This window comes from Roseibium denhamense, from assembly GCF_009711415.1.
GTDB classification, from domain to species: Bacteria; Pseudomonadota; Alphaproteobacteria; order Rhizobiales; family Stappiaceae; genus Roseibium; species Roseibium denhamense.
Window position 1 is genome coordinate 195,826 of the sequence record NZ_SMLZ01000114.1, and the last position, 14,063, is coordinate 209,888.

Sequence of the window (14,063 nt, forward strand, 5' to 3'; positions counted from 1 at the left end):
CCAAACGCAAAAGAAAACATTGACTCGTGGCAATTTGCGCGGCTAGGTCGCCTGTCTGGATTGGCTTGAGCCCGGTCCTGTCTCGTTTCAAGGCAAGACCGCGAACTGCGCTGGCACATCCACCCATACCATTCGTCCGGTCAACCACTACCGCGTGAGCAATGTCCTCAGACACGACAATTCCGCAAACGGCTGAGGCTGTTGCTTCGAGCGAAGCCATATCTCCCTCCAGCAAACTGGCCATGTTTGGCGCCGATCAGCCGCTGGAACTGGATTCGGGCGTCGAGCTCGCCCCATGGCAGATTGCCTATGAAACCTATGGCACGCTGAATGCTGACAAGACCAACGCCGTTGTGGTGTGCCACGCCCTGACAGGCGATCAATATGCCGCCTCAACAAATCCGGTCACAGGAAAACAAGGCTGGTGGTCTTTGATGGTCGGCCCGGGCAAACCGATCGACACCAACCACTATTTTGTCATCTGTGCCAATGTGCTTGGCGGGTGCCTGGGCACGACCGGTCCGGCGACACTCGACCCTGCCACCGGCTCCCCCTATGGCCTCAACCTTCCCGTCGTGACCATCCGCGACATGGTGCGGGCTCAGGCCCGCCTTGTTGAGCATTTGGGGATTCAGACACTCTTCTCAGTCATTGGCGGCTCCATGGGGGGCATGCAGGTCCTGCAATGGGCCGCGAGCTATCCGGAAAAGGTGTTCTCGGCAGTTCCGATCGCCGCTGCCGCACGCCATACCTCGCAGAACATTGCGTTTCATGAGGTCGGCAGGCAGGCCATCATGGCTGACCCGGATTGGCGCGGCGGAAACTACATTTCAGAAGGGGTGCGCCCAACAAAAGGGCTTGCCGTTGCCCGGATGGCCGCGCACGTCACATACATGTCGGACGAGTCCTTGCATCAGAAATTCGGGCGCAATCTCCAGGACCGGGAAAACCTGACCTTCGGATTTGACGCGGATTTCCAGATCGAAAGCTATCTGCGGCACCAGGGCATGACCTTCGTCGACCGGTTTGACGCCAACTCCTATCTCTATGTTACGCGGGCAATGGACTATTTCGATCTGGCCCACGAGTTCGGCGGGTCTCTCCCCGCCGCCTTCAAGGAGACCAAAACCCGGTTTTGCGTCATGTCCTTCACGTCGGACTGGCTGTTTCCGACGTCGGAAAGCCGGCGGATCGTTCAGGCGCTCAACGCTGCCGCAGCGAACGTTTCGTTCGTTGAAATCGACAGCGACCGGGGTCACGACGCCTTCCTGCTCGACGTGCCTGAAATGTTTGAAACCATTCGCGGCTTTATCACCGGTGCGGCCAACGCACGCGGGATACCTGCTCCGGGCGAAGGGGCAACATCATGATTTTGGACCCCAATGCCCTTTTGGCCGGAACGGTCAGGGGCGACCACAAGGTTGTCGCGTCCCTTATTCCGCAAAATGCCAGGGTTCTGGATGTGGGTTCCGCGGATGGTGCCCTGCTGGACCTTCTTGTGCGTGAACGCCAGGTGGACGGTCGGGGTATAGAATTGTCGAAAGAAGGTGTGAACAACTGCGTTGCCCGCGGGTTGTCCGCCATTCAGGGCGATGCTGATACCGACCTGACCGACTATCCGGACCAGGCCTTTGACGTTGCGATCCTGAGTCAGACGCTACAGGCGACCCGGGAGCCGAAAAAGGTGATGAGCGAGCTTCTGCGGATCGGCAAGCAGGTGGTGGTCTCGATCCCCAATTTTGCCCATTGGCGTAACCGGGTTCAGCTGCTGCTGCGTGGGCGCATGCCGGTCACGAAATATCTGCCTTACGAATGGTATGACACCCCGAACATCCACTTTTGCTCGCTGCGCGACTTTGTTGATCTGTGCAAGGAACTGGATGCGGATGTCGAAAAGGCGGTCGCCTTGAGCGCACAAGGAAACAAGATCCCTATCAATGCGCCCTGGTGGGTCTGGAACATTGTCGCCGAGCAAGCCGTTTTTCTGCTCAAGCGCGATTGATCACAAACTCATGACCCTGGGGCGGGCGGCGCGAACGGGTTTGAGCCCGGTTGCCACGCCTTCGGGAATAAAGACCGGACGCAGGACGCGAAGACGCGCCTTCTCACCCCCTGTTGGAATGCTGCGGAAAATCACTTTCTCAGCTTCCATGATAAGGATACCACCGAAAGCGGGCCAGATCCGACGTCCGACGCTCTCCCAAGTCCGTGCCGCCTGAACAATGTAACGCGACTTGCTCGGCGGCATGAACACTGCCTCTCGGTCGTCCAGAACATTGAACTGGCTGTTCTTCATCAGCTCCTTGAGCTGGCCGCTTGAATAAGGGCGGCCATATCCAAACGGCGAATGTTCGGACCGGGCCCACAGGCCCCGGCGGTTCGGCACGACGGCGATGACCCGCCCACCGGGCGCAAGAACCCGCCAGACTTCCTTCAGCATGGAGGAGGGATCCGAACAATGATCAATCGCGTGGACCAGCATTACCCTGTCGAAATAGGCATCCGGGAATGGCAAGGCCCCATCCTGGACCAAGGCACAGGCACTGTCCCGTTCCGGCGGCCAGGGAATGGCGCCCTGCGGTGCCGGCATGCCCGCAATAGCCCGTTCTGCATTGTCCAGATACGGCCTCATGAACGGCCCGGCATATCCGATCCCCAGCAGGCTTTGGCCTTTCAGGTCCGGCCACATCTTGCGAATGGGCGCGCCCACGAGGCTGCGCAAGAGCCGCCCGAGCGGCAAATCATAAAAGGCGCGCAAATGCACAACGTCGAGATACATCAATCCTGCCTTGCGGAGCCAATCCGGGCGGCGATTGAACATGGAACATGCAAAAAGCGCAAGGCTGGAACTTGCCGCGCGAAACGGTCTTTGCCACTTTAGCCACTGAATCCAATGACCGGAGAGGAACAAACGTCATGGCTTTGATCGACACCACCGAAATCAGGCAGTTCACCTGCCTTAACGACAATTACGGAGTGCTGATCCATGACAGGAAGAGCGGGACCACAATCGCGATTGATGTTCCTGATGCAGATGCCTACTCAAATGTCCTGAAAGAGACGGGCTGGTCATTGAGCCATATCCTGATCACCCATCATCATTGGGATCACGTTCAGGGGTTGGGCGCCCTGAAAACGCAGACCGGCGCAACTGTCATCGGCCCGGAACGCTCCCGGCAGCAGATTTCAGAACTGGAGCAAACCGTCGAGGACGGCGACGACGTGATGTGCGGCCCCTACGAGATCAAGGCGGTCGCAACACCAGGACACACGCTCGATCAGATCTCCTGGTTCATTCCTTCGATCAAGATGGCCCATACCGGCGACACACTGTTCTCGCTCGGCTGCGGCCGCGTGTTTGAAGGCGACATGGAGATGATGTGGTCCTCATTGGAAAAGCTTGCCCATCATCTGCCGGATGACACGGAAATTTATTGCGGTCACGAATATACGGAATCCAATGCGGCATTCGCGCTCACCATAGAGCCGGACAACGAGGCCTTGCAGGCACGGGCCAAGGAGGTGGCAGCACTCCGGGCAGCCGGAAAGCCTGCCTTGCCGACCACAATGGCGCAGGAAAAAGCCACCAATCCGTTCCTCAGGGCCGCCGCGCCAAGTGTCGCGGACAGTCTTGGAATGCGTGGAGCCGGTGCAGCAGAAGTCTTTGCGGAAATCCGCACCAGAAAAGACAATGCGTAATGCGCGGCACTGAATTGGTGAAAATGCGCAAGTATTTCTTCAATTTCCCCGCTTAAAATCAGGAAAACTGCCCCCATATGGGAGTCATCTCGAATATGACGGGGCAGTCACCATGACATTAGAAGACCGCGATGCCTTTTCCGCACGAACACCGGAACAGCGCGCCCGGGACGTTGTCCAACGCATTTTAAGTCAGGCGGAACCAATTCCGGTGACCTATGGCGGCGGACACAAGCTGGACATGCAGGTACTTTACGAGGAAGTGGTCGCAGCCTTGCGCGAGACTGTTGACGACATCGCATTCTGCTCAGACAGCAAATCCAATTGATTTTCAAACCGGACCGGATCGAACCTGTTACAAGGTTGTAAAATCGAATTTTGATAGGTCCGTTATGTCCTTGCCAACCACACTTTCCGCCGATGCCGTGATCGACCTTCTGGGCATGCAGCCGCATCCCGAAGGCGGGTATTTTGTCGAGACCTTTCGCGATCCGATTGCCGATGAAACCGGCCGGGCGGCTTCCACCTTGATTTATTTTTTGCTGCCGGAAGGAGTTCTCTCCCGCTGGCACAAGGTCGATGCCGTTGAAACCTGGCATTTTTATGCGGGCAGCCCGCTTGAACTGTCCGTCAGCACGGACGGCACCAGCAAAGACGTCCTGACCCTTGGTACTGATCTCATGGCAGGAGAACGCCCCCAAGGCATTGTCCCCCGCGATGCCTGGCAACAGGCCCGCTCGCTCGGCGCGTGGACGCTGGTCGGCTGCACCGTCGCGCCGGGATTCCAGTTCGAGGGTTTTGAAATGGCCCCGGAGGGGTGGGAACCGGGAACGTGATCACGTGCCGCCGTCAAGTCGAGCCAGACGGCAACCGCCACCGGTCAAAGATGGAACGTTGGCCAGCGGGATAAGCTCTAATCGCAACTGATTTTATCAGGACGTGTCCCGATGCGAATGCTAATCGGGAACCGGCAATTGCAGATCGGGCGCCGGCTCGATCTCCTGGGTAATCACCATTTCGAAATTTGGCGCTTTGGTATCGTAGATGGCCTTGGCGATGAACCCATCGGACTGCCGCACAAAGTAAGTGTAACGGTTCTCGGTCACCATGCCCTGTGACAGGGTGATGTCACCGGCAATCCGCTCATAGGCAACACCGTCAATTTCCTCCAAGGCGCAGTCCGTGTTGCGCAGGGTTTGAGCGTCCGTGAGCTTCTGCTCCAGCACCGCCTCGGGTGCCGGTGCCTCCAGATCCCGCACCTTTGTCCAGGTATTACCTTTGTCGGAAGATTGATACATCACCGTTTCATAGGTCATGACCCAAGGTTGCGGCGGGCTGATGGGGACAGTCATGTTGTGGGTTAGCGATAGAAAGTGGAACTCATTGGTCATCGGCGGAGCTCCCTTGAACTCCGTCGTCGCCAAAGTCTTTGTCGCAACGCCCTGATCAGGCTGCGTGAACAGAGCTATGAATTTGTCCGCACACGGACCGGCTTCCACCATTTGGGTGGAAGCGATCAAAAACAAGGTAGATGAAACGATGGCCTTCATTCCGCCCTCCAACGCCAAAACCGGCTGCTTCCTTCAGCAAACACAATTTTTGACGTAAGGGCAAACAGGGGTTAGGCCAGCCCGGCGATTGCCGATGCGAAGTCCTTGGCCAAGAACGGCTCCAGGTCCTCGACCCCTTCACCGACGCCGATAAAATGAACCGGCAAGCCGTGTTTGGCGGCAATGGCCACCAGGATGCCGCCGCGGGCCGTGCCGTCGAGCTTGGTCATGACCAGCCCGGTCACACCAGCAACCTTGCCGAAAATCTCGACCTGATTGAGCGCGTTCTGGCCTGTTGTCGCATCCAAAGTCAGGAGACAGGTGTGCGGCGCATCCGGGTCGTGTTTCTTGATGACACGGATGACCTTCTCCAGCTCATCCATCAGCTCGGCCTTGTTCTGCAACCGGCCCGCAGTGTCTATCAGGAGAACATCAACACCCTTCTCAGTCGCTTCCTTCATGGCGTCGAAAGCAAGACCAGCAGCGTCCGCCCCGGTATCGCGGGAAATGACTTCAGCACCGGTGCGCTCCCCCCAGATCTTGAGTTGCTCCACGGCAGCTGCGCGGAACGTGTCGCCGGCGGCCAGCATGACCGTTTTGCCTTCTTCGCGCAGTTTCTTGGACAGTTTGCCGATCGTCGTGGTCTTGCCGGTGCCGTTGACACCGACCATCAGCACCACATGCGGCTTTTTCCCTGAATTCAGATCCAGAGGTTGAGCAACCGGCGCTAGAACCTTCTCGACTTCTTCGGAGAGGATCTCGCGCACTTCTTCCGGAGAGATTTCCTTGTTGTAGCGTCCATCAGACAGGCGGTCGGTGATCGCCATCGCCGTATCAACACCCAGATCCGCTTGGATAAGGATATCTTCCAGCTCCTCCAGCATGGCCGCATCAAGCTTGCGCTTGGTGAAGATCGAAGAGATGCCGTCCGTCAGTGCTGAGGAGGAGCGCGAAAGGCCTTTTTTCAGCCGCTGGAACCAGGAGAGTTTTTCTTCCTCAACGGGTGCCGGAGCAGGTGTAGCCGCGACAGGCACCCCGGGTGCAGAAACCTCTGCTTCCGGTTCGATCTCAGCTGGCTCTTCAGCGTCTTCTGCCGGCGCTGGAACGTCCGATGCGTCGGTAGAGGCTGTTTCGTCCGAGGGGCTTTCAACCAGTTCGTCCGGAAGGTCGGGTTCTTTTTCATCTGCACCAAGATCAGTCGAAATACCGACCTCAGGCAGCACCGGCGGAACTGTTGGAGCGATCTGCGGCGACAAATCCGGGCCGGTCTGTGCAGACAGAACATTTGGCTCGCTGCCCAGTGCGGCAACGGGCGCAACTTCCATCTCCACCGGTGTCGGCGTCTCGTCCGACTTTTCCGCGGCTGGAGAAGTTTCCTCTAGCGCATCAACAGCTGGGGTTTCAGGCTCATCAGGCGCATCCTTACCGCCAAAGAGCCGCCCAAAAAACCCGCGCTTCTTCTCGCTCATAAATCCGCCTTAAAAAACTCGGCCGCCGCTCAAGCCGCCTTGGAAAGGGCTTCGCCCAACAGATGGCGTCCGGTATGGCCGATAATTCTCGTTTCGACAATCTCTCCAGCCGTTCCACCGGCTAGTTCGACCTGAGTGAACTGTTCGGTGCGGCCAAGGCCTTCCTTCTCTATGAGAACGGGCCGGACCTTACCAACTTCCGTTGCCAGGTGCTGCGCGAGGACTTGCGCCCCTTTTTCGCGCAAACGGGCGCCGCGCTCCTTGATGATGCTCCGGTCAAGCTGGGGCATGCGCGCGGCCGGTGTGCCCGGACGGGGAGAAAACGGGAAAACATGAAGATGTGTGAGGCCGCACTCATCCACGATCCGCAGAGAATTTTGGAACATTTCTTCGGTTTCGGTCGGAAAGCCAGCAATGATATCGGCACCAAAGACCACATCCGGGCGCATTTTGCGGACGTCTTCGCAGAAACGGATCGTATCGGCTCTAAGGTGCCGACGCTTCATCCGCTTCAGGATCATATCGTCACCCGCCTGCAACGACAGATGAAAATGCGGCATCAAACGGTGATCGTCTGCAATCACCTGCATCAGATCCTCATCGGCCTCAATGGAATCAATGGACGACAGGCGCAAGCGCTTGAGGTCCGGAACCATGTTCAGGATCTTAGCGGTCAAAGTGCCAAGTTTCGGTGTTCCGGGGAGGTCTGCACCATAGGAGGTGATATCGACACCAGTCAGCACAATCTCATTGTAGCCGTTGCCGGTCAGACGTGTGATTTGATCAATGACAACGCCCATCGGCACGGAGCGCGAATTGCCCCGGCCATAAGGAATGATGCAGAACGTGCAGCGGTGATCACATCCGTTCTGAACCTGAACGAAAGCGCGCGACCGGCCGGTTAAGCCATCGATCAAGTGACCAGCAGTTTCCTCGACACTCATGATGTCGTTGACGCGTACCTTCTCGGTCTCGGAAATGCCAAAGGCAGCGACATCGGCGTAGGACTTGCGCTCCAGCTTTTCGGTGTTGCCGAGCACCAAATCGACTTCATCCATATTGGAGAAGGTTTCCGTCTCCGTTTGAGCCGCGCAGCCTGTGACAATAACCTTGGCATCCGGATTGTCGCGCTTGGCCTTGCGCACGGCCTGACGGGCCTGACGGACTGCTTCATTGGTCACGGCACACGTGTTGATCAGGATCGCATCCTTGAGGCCTGCGGCCTCCGCCTCGCGCTTCATTACCTCGGATTCATAGGAATTCAGGCGGCAGCCGAACGTCACAACATCAATGCTCATGATGCCGCACCCGCTTCCACCGGCACATCGCCGTCTTCCGTCCGCCGCCAGGAGAGGGTTGCCAGATCTACCTCCCCCTCAAACTCGATCTCGGTGAGACCGGTCATCAGTACGTGTCCGTCGCTTTCCCGCCATTCAATGTCAATCGGCCCGCCGGGCAGATGAATGGTGGTCTTCCGGCCTGCCTTGTTGTCGCGGACCGCGGCAACTGCGGTCGCGCACGCCGCCGTTCCGCAGGCGAGCGTCAAGCCAGCTCCGCGCTCCCACACCTTCAAACGGATTTGATTTTCATCGAACACATGGGCCAGCGAAATATTGGCGCCTTCCGGAAAAATCGGATGATGCTCCAGGAGCGGCCCTACGCGCGCGAGATCGTAGGCTTCGACATCGTCGACCCAGAAAATCGCATGAGGATTCCCCATGTTCACAACGGCCGGCGTATGGAGGATTGGTTCGTCAATCGGGCCGATCTGCAGCTCAATCGCTCGTGTATCCGCAAACTCTTCGGCCAGCGGGATCTGGTCCCATTCGAGCCGTGGCACCCCCATATCGACGGTCACGGTGCGCGGGCCATCTGCATCAAACGCATGGAGTAAGCCTGCATTGGTCTCGATGGTCACCATATCCTTGCCGGCTTCTTCCATCAGCAAACGGCCGATACAGCGTGTGGCATTGCCGCACGCGTCAACCTGGCTGCCGTCGCAGTTGTGGATGCGCATGAAGGCGTCAACACCATAAGCCGAGCGCTCGACCGTGATCATTTGATCAAAACCGATGCCGTGTCCGCGATCGCCGAGCTGGGCAATCTGATCCTTGGCCAGCTGCAACGGCTTCTGCCGCGCATCCCAGACCACGAAATCGTTGCCAAGGCCGTTCATCTTCAAAAAGGGTCTGACGTCAGACGCCATTACAGTGTGCACTTCTTCGGGTGTTCTTGGGAGTAAACGGCGCGGAGCGCCTGTCTTGTGCTCTGTATGGCTGAAATCATCGCGAATTACCAGATCCGATACGGATTCAGCGCGCCGTAGGGTTAGCGGGTAAAGCTGTGACCTGCATTACATCGCAGCAAGACAACTTCCCGTAGATCTCGCGTCAAGGGGCACATCTTAAGGAAAGAAATCATGCCCAATGATGTTACCGCACAAGAGTCTCAGCGTCTGATCGCCTTTGCCGAGCAACGGCTCAATCAGGTGGAAGGCAACGGAGAGTGCTGGACGCTCGTCAATAACGGTTTCCAGCACCTGAATTTTCACAAGCCCGGCGCGACCTACATTTGGGGCCGGGAAGTCCGGCTAAGCGACGCCCGCCCGGGCGATGTTTTCCAGTTCCGGAACTTTCGCAGCCGCGTCGAGCGTGAAGACGGTAGCTGGGAGGTTAAGACACGCGGCGCGCCCCGCCACACAGCCATACTGGTGCGTGTCGATCTCTTCGGCAACGCCACCTTTCTGGAAGCCAACGTGAATGGCAGCCACAATGTGCAAAGGAACAGTTTTTACATCCGCACAGCCGATATCTATGACGATGAGCCGTTTACGGTCAGGATTTCGGGGTCGTACACGATCTACCGGCCTCAAAAGTGAAGCACGGTGGTTCCTGAGCAGCTGTCGTTTACCCTCAAGGGCGTATGGTCATGACGGCGCCGGGTCCGATCACGGACAGCAGCAAGCGCATGTGATCCGGTGCGATGGCCACACATCCTTCGGTCGGCCGGTAGTCTTCGCGCGCGATGTGAAAGAAGATGGCGCTGCCTTGGCCCTTGACCGGCGGATACATATTGCAATCGAGCACTACAACGATGTCGTACAACCGGTCATCGCGCCACATTTTCTCGTGACTTAGGGAAAAGGGCAGCTTGACCGGGCGGTTGTAGCGGGCATACGCCGGATCATCGCACCAGCCGAGATCCGGCGTTATCGCTTCCATCGGGAGCAGGGTTCGCGGCCGCGGACCACGATCCATCCGGTAGTAAATGTGCATGAGTTCGAAGGACCCGGCCGGCGTTGCTCCATCACCTTCTTTCTTGCGCACAATCACGCCGGACCGGCCCAATGCACACGGAACCGTGATCGAGCCGCAGTGCAGCACACCCTTACGCCGATCCCGCGCGAGTGCATGAACCTCTAGGATATCCGCCAGTTTTCCACCGCCACTCATATCACCGACCCTTTGCCTGCCTGTTGCCCAAGGAGACCTTGATAAACCAGCGCTAAAGCCCGCGTGAAGAAGAATTGACGGAGGCCCGCTTGTAAGGCGACACTTTCCCGCGCACATAGGAACCGGAACGTGGTTGTGTAATTTATACAAACCCGCGTGATCACTTAGAAATTTGGCGAGGACCCGACAATATGACCGCCCGCACCATCCTGATTGTCGATGATGATACTGAACTGCGTGAGGCGCTTGTCGAGCAGCTCTCGCTTTATGATGAATTTGAAACCATCCAAGCCGACACCGCCGCCACAGGCATTGCCATGGCCAAGGAAGAACACGTCGATCTGCTGCTGATGGATGTCGGGCTCCCGGACATTGATGGGCGCGAGGCCGTTAAGCTGTTGCGGAAAAACGGCTTCAAGGCGCCAATCATTATGCTGACCGGCCACGACGGCGACAGCGACACAATCCTTGGGCTTGAAGCCGGCGCCAATGACTATGTGACCAAGCCGTTTAAGTTCGCAGTTCTGCTTGCGCGCGTGCGGGCGCATCTGCGCCAGCATGAACAAAGCGAAGATGCGACCTTCGCCATCGGACGCTACTCGTTCCGGCCGGCTGCCAAGGTGATGCAAGAAGATAATGGTTCCAAGGTCCGGCTGACGGAAAAGGAAACCTCGATCCTTAAATTTCTTTACCGTGCCGGTGAGAAGCCCGTGACCCGGGATGTGCTGTTGCACGAAGTGTGGGGTTACAATTCAGGTGTCACCACACACACCCTGGAAACCCATATCTACCGGCTGCGGCAGAAAATCGAGCGTGATCCCTCCAATGCAGAGCTTCTGGTCACGGAAGCCGGTGGGTATAAGCTCGTTCCTTAACCGCTTATGTGCTTGTGCGTCCTCACCGTTTCGGCGTAAATCTTGGGCATGAGCCTTGCCCAAGATATTGCGATTCTCAAACAGGTCCCGATGCTCTCGGATTTTTCTGACGATCAGCTGCGGCTGCTCGCTTTCAGTGCCGAAAGCATGGACTTCAGCAAAGGGCAGCAGTTGTTCGATCAGGACGACCGCGCCGACGGCGGGCTCGTGATCACCACAGGCACCGTGGCCTTGAAACAACGCACCCCGGACGGTTTTCAGGACGTCGACCAGGCCGGGCCGGGTACGCTTCTAGGCGAAAGCGCGCTCCTGATCGAAGCAAAACGCCCTTGCAGGGCCGAAGCCCTCGAGGGCGTGCGGATCATCCGGATCCGCCGCGCGCTTTTCAAACGGATGATCTCAGAGTACCCCGATTTGGCGCAGCAGCTTTTCGATCAGCATGCCTACCGTTTCCGCGCCACAGTCTCGCGCCTGAAACCACTGGGGGCCAAGATGGCCGAACTCGATCTCCTCAACGAATCCCGGTTCGACAAAGACGAAAACTGAAGCCCGCAGCTATACCTGATCTTGCTAATTGTTGAGCGAGCGCATATCGCATGTAATCGGTGTCGTCTTTCACTGTCCGAAATCAATGATTTCAACGCAAAAGACGACACATGATAAATTCTAATTGATGCGACACGCGCAAAAACAAAAAACCCCGGCGGATTGCGCCGAGGTTGTGTTTTCCAAAGGCTGACGCCGGCCTTACACCCAGGGACGGCTTTCGCTCATCTTGCCTTCAAATGTATCGATCTGACCGGCCTTTTCCATGGTCTGGCCGATGTCGTCGAGCCCATTGATCAGGCAATGCTTGCGGAAATGGTCAATCTTGAACGCAATGTCACCGCTTTCCAGGCCTTTGATTTCCTGGTTCTCCAGGTCGATGGTCAGTGTGAAATTGGCACCGCGCTCTGAGGCGTGCATCAGCGTCTCCAGCTCGTCTTCCGAAACCTGGATCGGCAAAATGCCGTTCTTGAAACAGTTATTGTAAAAGATATCTGCAAAGGAGGTCGAAATCACACAGCGGATGCCAAAATCAAGGAGCGCCCATGGAGCGTGCTCACGAGAGGATCCGCAGCCGAAATTGTCACCCGCGATCAGAATCTTGGCGTCCCGGTAAGCGGCTTTGTTGAGGACGAAATCCGGGTTTTCAGATCCATCATCGTTGGTCCGCATTTCATGAAACAGAGCCGTTCCAAGACCTGTGCGCTTGATCGTCTTCAAGAACTGTTTCGGAATGATCATATCCGTGTCGATGTTGATGATCGGCAACGGCGCGGCGACACCGGTCAGCGTCTCAAATTTTTCCATTCTTTCCTCTCCTGAAAGCAGATTGCTCTGCCGGCCACCTCAAGCGGCTTAAGCAGCCAGGCTTGTGGTCTGATCGACACCGAGCATCAAATTGAGATTTTGGACCGCGGCGCCAGATGCGCCTTTGCCCAAATTGTCATAGACCGCAATGATCACAGCCTGCGCACGTGCATCATTGGCAAACACATGCAGACGCAAGCCATTCGTGTCGTTGAGCGCCTGCGGATCAAGCCCGTCGGAGCGCTCAAGCGCCTCCAGTGGAGCCACTTCAACAAAACCGTTGGATGCCGCTGCAAAATGGTCGGCAAGCGCAGCATGCAGCTGGGCGCCAGCCGGAACCGTTGCCAGGCCGGCGAGATTCAGGGGCAGGACCGTCATCATGCCCTTGTAGTAGTTGCCGACCGTGGGGGTGAACAGCGGAGCTCGGTCAAGAAGGCCATACTCCGTCATTTCCGGCAGATGCTTGTGATTGAAGCCCAGCCCATAAGGCGCCAGCACATTTGCCACATGGCCTTTCGCGTCATAGTCGGCAATCATGCCTTTTCCGCCGCCGGAGTAGCCGGACACGCCATGATACACGAGCGGGAAGTCCGCAGGCAGCAGTCCGCCTGCAATCAGCGGCCGGATGGACGCAATCAGCCCTTGCGGCCAGCAGCCCGGATTGGCAACCCGCATGGCCGCAGCAATGACATCACCCTGATCGGGGTCCATTTCGGCAAAACCATAGGCCCAACCGTCCGAGACCCGGTGGGCACTGGAGGCATCGATCACCCTTGTGGTGTCGTTCTCAATCAAGGCGACGCTCTCTTTGGCGGCCGCATCCGGCAAGCACAGGATCGCAACATCGGCCTTGTTGAGATAATCTGCGCGGGCAGACGCATCCTTGCGCAACTCGTCCGGAATGGAGAGCAGCTCGATGTCGCGGCGCATGGCAAGGCGCTCACGGATCTGCAGACCCGTCGTACCGGCTTCACCATCAATAAATACGCGCGCGGTCATGGCCCGCTCCTCTCCTCATGTGCGAGTGTTTGAAAGTGCGACGCTTCTTACACCCAAATACCCGCCTTGTCACCGCTTCCGGCACTGCGGTGAGCTCAACGCGCCATTGAGTGATACTCATCATTCGGACGCATATCGGTCGCAGCCGCCACCCGGTTGGTCATGTTGAAGAAGGCGGCAACAGATGCAATGTCCCAAATGTCCCGGTCCGAAAAACCGGCATCACGCAACAGCTGGCGGTCTTCTTCAAGAATTTCCGCCGGGCGCTCGGTCAGTTTGACCGCAAAATCCAGCATCGCCCGCTGGCGTGCACTCAAGTCGGCCACCCGGTAATTCATGACCATGAGTTCGCCCTGAACTGGGTCGCCTGAAAGATCACGTACAGCGGCCCCGTGAGCTGTCAGGCAATAAAAACAGCGGTTCGCCGCCGAAACCGCAACGGCAATCATCTCGCGCTCTAGTTTCGACAGTCCGCATTCAGCCAGCATCAGGTCATTATACATATCCGTGAAGGCGCGCAGCTTGACCTCATCGAAGGCATAAGCCTTGAGCACATTCGGCACCAAACCGAGCTTTTCCTTGCACAAATCGAAATATGCCTGGGTCTTTTCACTCAATTTTTCATTTGAATCGATTTGCAAGGCTGTGACTTTGCTTGACAATTTG

17 protein-coding genes are annotated in these 14,063 nt (G+C 57.3%); 8 read left to right on the forward strand and 9 right to left on the reverse strand.

Annotated elements, in window-relative coordinates; genetic code table 11:
* Positions 1-161 precede the first annotated feature (161 nt).
* Positions 162-1,370 carry a homoserine O-acetyltransferase MetX gene (gene metX, locus E1180_RS18480; protein ID WP_155193472.1) on the forward strand — a complete coding sequence of 403 codons (1,209 nt, stop codon included), beginning with the start codon at positions 162-164 and terminating at the stop codon, positions 1,368-1,370.
* Entirely contained in the window at positions 1,367-2,002 is a 636-nt protein-coding gene (gene metW, locus E1180_RS18485; RefSeq protein ID WP_155193473.1) for a methionine biosynthesis protein MetW, read from the forward strand. The genes metX and metW overlap by 4 nt, the downstream gene beginning before the upstream one ends.
* On the opposite strand, the gene E1180_RS18490 is transcribed toward metW, so the two are convergent.
* Positions 2,003-2,821: a class I SAM-dependent methyltransferase gene (locus tag E1180_RS18490; RefSeq protein ID WP_208997235.1), complete on the reverse strand. Its 819-nt coding sequence runs from the start codon at positions 2,819-2,821 to the stop codon at positions 2,003-2,005.
* A gap of 95 nt (positions 2,822-2,916) precedes the next feature.
* Between E1180_RS18490 and gloB the strand changes: the two genes are divergently transcribed.
* The 3 genes from gloB to E1180_RS18505 all read left to right on the forward strand — a co-directional run bounded on the left by gloB (position 2,917) and on the right by E1180_RS18505 (position 4,535).
* Entirely contained in the window at positions 2,917-3,699 is a 783-nt protein-coding gene (gene gloB, locus E1180_RS18495; RefSeq protein WP_155193476.1) for a hydroxyacylglutathione hydrolase, read from the forward strand.
* Between the two features lie 112 nt (positions 3,700-3,811).
* Positions 3,812-4,027: a hypothetical protein gene (locus E1180_RS18500; protein ID WP_155193479.1), complete on the forward strand. Its 216-nt coding sequence runs from the start codon at positions 3,812-3,814 to the stop codon at positions 4,025-4,027.
* A 64-nt stretch (positions 4,028-4,091) separates the two neighbouring features.
* Complete coding sequence (locus tag E1180_RS18505; protein ID WP_155193481.1) at positions 4,092-4,535, forward strand: cupin domain-containing protein; 444 nt, start codon at positions 4,092-4,094, stop codon at positions 4,533-4,535.
* Positions 4,536-4,655: 120 nt separating this feature from the next.
* On the opposite strand, the gene E1180_RS18510 is transcribed toward E1180_RS18505, so the two are convergent.
* The 4 genes from E1180_RS18510 to dapF form a co-directional block, all read right to left on the reverse strand.
* Positions 4,656-5,249, reverse strand: a complete 594-nt coding sequence (locus E1180_RS18510) for a hypothetical protein (protein ID WP_155193483.1) — start codon at positions 5,247-5,249, stop codon at positions 4,656-4,658.
* 71 nt (positions 5,250-5,320) lie between these two features.
* On the reverse strand, positions 5,321-6,718 hold the full coding sequence (gene ftsY, locus E1180_RS18515; protein WP_155193485.1) for a signal recognition particle-docking protein FtsY: 1,398 nt from the start codon (positions 6,716-6,718) through the stop codon (positions 5,321-5,323).
* 29 nt (positions 6,719-6,747) lie between these two features.
* Complete coding sequence (mtaB, locus tag E1180_RS18520) at positions 6,748-8,016, reverse strand: tRNA (N(6)-L-threonylcarbamoyladenosine(37)-C(2))-methylthiotransferase MtaB (protein WP_155193486.1); 1,269 nt, start codon at positions 8,014-8,016, stop codon at positions 6,748-6,750.
* Positions 8,013-8,924: a diaminopimelate epimerase gene (gene dapF, locus E1180_RS18525; protein WP_155193488.1), complete on the reverse strand. Its 912-nt coding sequence runs from the start codon at positions 8,922-8,924 to the stop codon at positions 8,013-8,015. Before dapF ends, mtaB begins: the two co-directional genes overlap by 4 nt.
* A gap of 213 nt (positions 8,925-9,137) precedes the next feature.
* Here dapF and E1180_RS18530 point away from each other — a divergent pair, with 213 nt between their 5' ends.
* On the forward strand, positions 9,138-9,596 hold the full coding sequence (locus E1180_RS18530) for a hypothetical protein (protein ID WP_155193490.1): 459 nt from the start codon (positions 9,138-9,140) through the stop codon (positions 9,594-9,596).
* Between the two features lie 34 nt (positions 9,597-9,630).
* Here E1180_RS18530 and E1180_RS18535 read toward each other — a convergent pair whose 3' ends face one another.
* Entirely contained in the window at positions 9,631-10,170 is a 540-nt protein-coding gene (locus tag E1180_RS18535) for a L,D-transpeptidase family protein (protein WP_208997236.1), read from the reverse strand.
* A gap of 191 nt (positions 10,171-10,361) precedes the next feature.
* Here E1180_RS18535 and E1180_RS18540 point away from each other — a divergent pair, with 191 nt between their 5' ends.
* Both E1180_RS18540 and E1180_RS18545 read left to right on the forward strand, forming a co-directional pair.
* Positions 10,362-11,045 (forward strand): response regulator transcription factor, encoded by a 684-nt coding sequence (locus E1180_RS18540; protein WP_155193492.1) that lies wholly within the window; start codon positions 10,362-10,364, stop codon positions 11,043-11,045.
* A 48-nt stretch (positions 11,046-11,093) separates the two neighbouring features.
* On the forward strand, positions 11,094-11,591 hold the full coding sequence (locus tag E1180_RS18545; protein WP_155193493.1) for a Crp/Fnr family transcriptional regulator: 498 nt from the start codon (positions 11,094-11,096) through the stop codon (positions 11,589-11,591).
* 201 nt (positions 11,592-11,792) lie between these two features.
* Here E1180_RS18545 and leuD read toward each other — a convergent pair whose 3' ends face one another.
* From leuD to E1180_RS18560, 3 genes are all read right to left on the reverse strand, one after another.
* Positions 11,793-12,398 (reverse strand): 3-isopropylmalate dehydratase small subunit, encoded by a 606-nt coding sequence (gene leuD / locus E1180_RS18550; RefSeq protein WP_155193495.1) that lies wholly within the window; start codon positions 12,396-12,398, stop codon positions 11,793-11,795.
* Between the two features lie 48 nt (positions 12,399-12,446).
* On the reverse strand, positions 12,447-13,397 hold the full coding sequence (gene argC / locus E1180_RS18555) for an N-acetyl-gamma-glutamyl-phosphate reductase (RefSeq protein WP_155193497.1): 951 nt from the start codon (positions 13,395-13,397) through the stop codon (positions 12,447-12,449).
* Positions 13,398-13,492: 95 nt separating this feature from the next.
* Entirely contained in the window at positions 13,493-14,059 is a 567-nt protein-coding gene (locus tag E1180_RS18560; protein ID WP_155193499.1) for a peroxidase-related enzyme, read from the reverse strand.
* Between the last annotated feature and the right edge of the window lie 4 nt (positions 14,060-14,063).

What these genes read in the sequence shown, in the direction of transcription:
- leuD (WP_155193495.1), bottom strand. Translation starts at nt 12,398, where the DNA reads ATGGAAAAATTTGAGACGCTGACCGGTGTCGCCGCGCCGTTGCCGATC.
- E1180_RS18530 (WP_155193490.1), top strand. Translation starts at nt 9,138, where the DNA reads ATGCCCAATGATGTTACCGCACAAGAGTCTCAGCGTCTGATCGCCTTT.
- E1180_RS18490 (WP_208997235.1), bottom strand. Translation starts at nt 2,821, where the DNA reads ATGTTCAATCGCCGCCCGGATTGGCTCCGCAAGGCAGGATTGATGTAT.
- E1180_RS18510 (WP_155193483.1), bottom strand. Translation starts at nt 5,249, where the DNA reads ATGAAGGCCATCGTTTCATCTACCTTGTTTTTGATCGCTTCCACCCAA.
- mtaB (WP_155193486.1), bottom strand. Translation starts at nt 8,016, where the DNA reads ATGAGCATTGATGTTGTGACGTTCGGCTGCCGCCTGAATTCCTATGAA.
- ftsY (WP_155193485.1), bottom strand. Translation starts at nt 6,718, where the DNA reads ATGAGCGAGAAGAAGCGCGGGTTTTTTGGGCGGCTCTTTGGCGGTAAG.
- gloB (WP_155193476.1), top strand. Translation starts at nt 2,917, where the DNA reads ATGGCTTTGATCGACACCACCGAAATCAGGCAGTTCACCTGCCTTAAC.
- E1180_RS18500 (WP_155193479.1), top strand. Translation starts at nt 3,812, where the DNA reads ATGACATTAGAAGACCGCGATGCCTTTTCCGCACGAACACCGGAACAG.
- E1180_RS18540 (WP_155193492.1), top strand. Translation starts at nt 10,362, where the DNA reads ATGACCGCCCGCACCATCCTGATTGTCGATGATGATACTGAACTGCGT.
- E1180_RS18505 (WP_155193481.1), top strand. Translation starts at nt 4,092, where the DNA reads ATGTCCTTGCCAACCACACTTTCCGCCGATGCCGTGATCGACCTTCTG.
- E1180_RS18545 (WP_155193493.1), top strand. Translation starts at nt 11,094, where the DNA reads ATGAGCCTTGCCCAAGATATTGCGATTCTCAAACAGGTCCCGATGCTC.
- metW (WP_155193473.1), top strand. Translation starts at nt 1,367, where the DNA reads ATGATTTTGGACCCCAATGCCCTTTTGGCCGGAACGGTCAGGGGCGAC.
- argC (WP_155193497.1), bottom strand. Translation starts at nt 13,397, where the DNA reads ATGACCGCGCGCGTATTTATTGATGGTGAAGCCGGTACGACGGGTCTG.
- dapF (WP_155193488.1), bottom strand. Translation starts at nt 8,924, where the DNA reads ATGGCGTCTGACGTCAGACCCTTTTTGAAGATGAACGGCCTTGGCAAC.
- metX (WP_155193472.1), top strand. Translation starts at nt 162, where the DNA reads ATGTCCTCAGACACGACAATTCCGCAAACGGCTGAGGCTGTTGCTTCG.
- E1180_RS18535 (WP_208997236.1), bottom strand. Translation starts at nt 10,170, where the DNA reads ATGAGTGGCGGTGGAAAACTGGCGGATATCCTAGAGGTTCATGCACTC.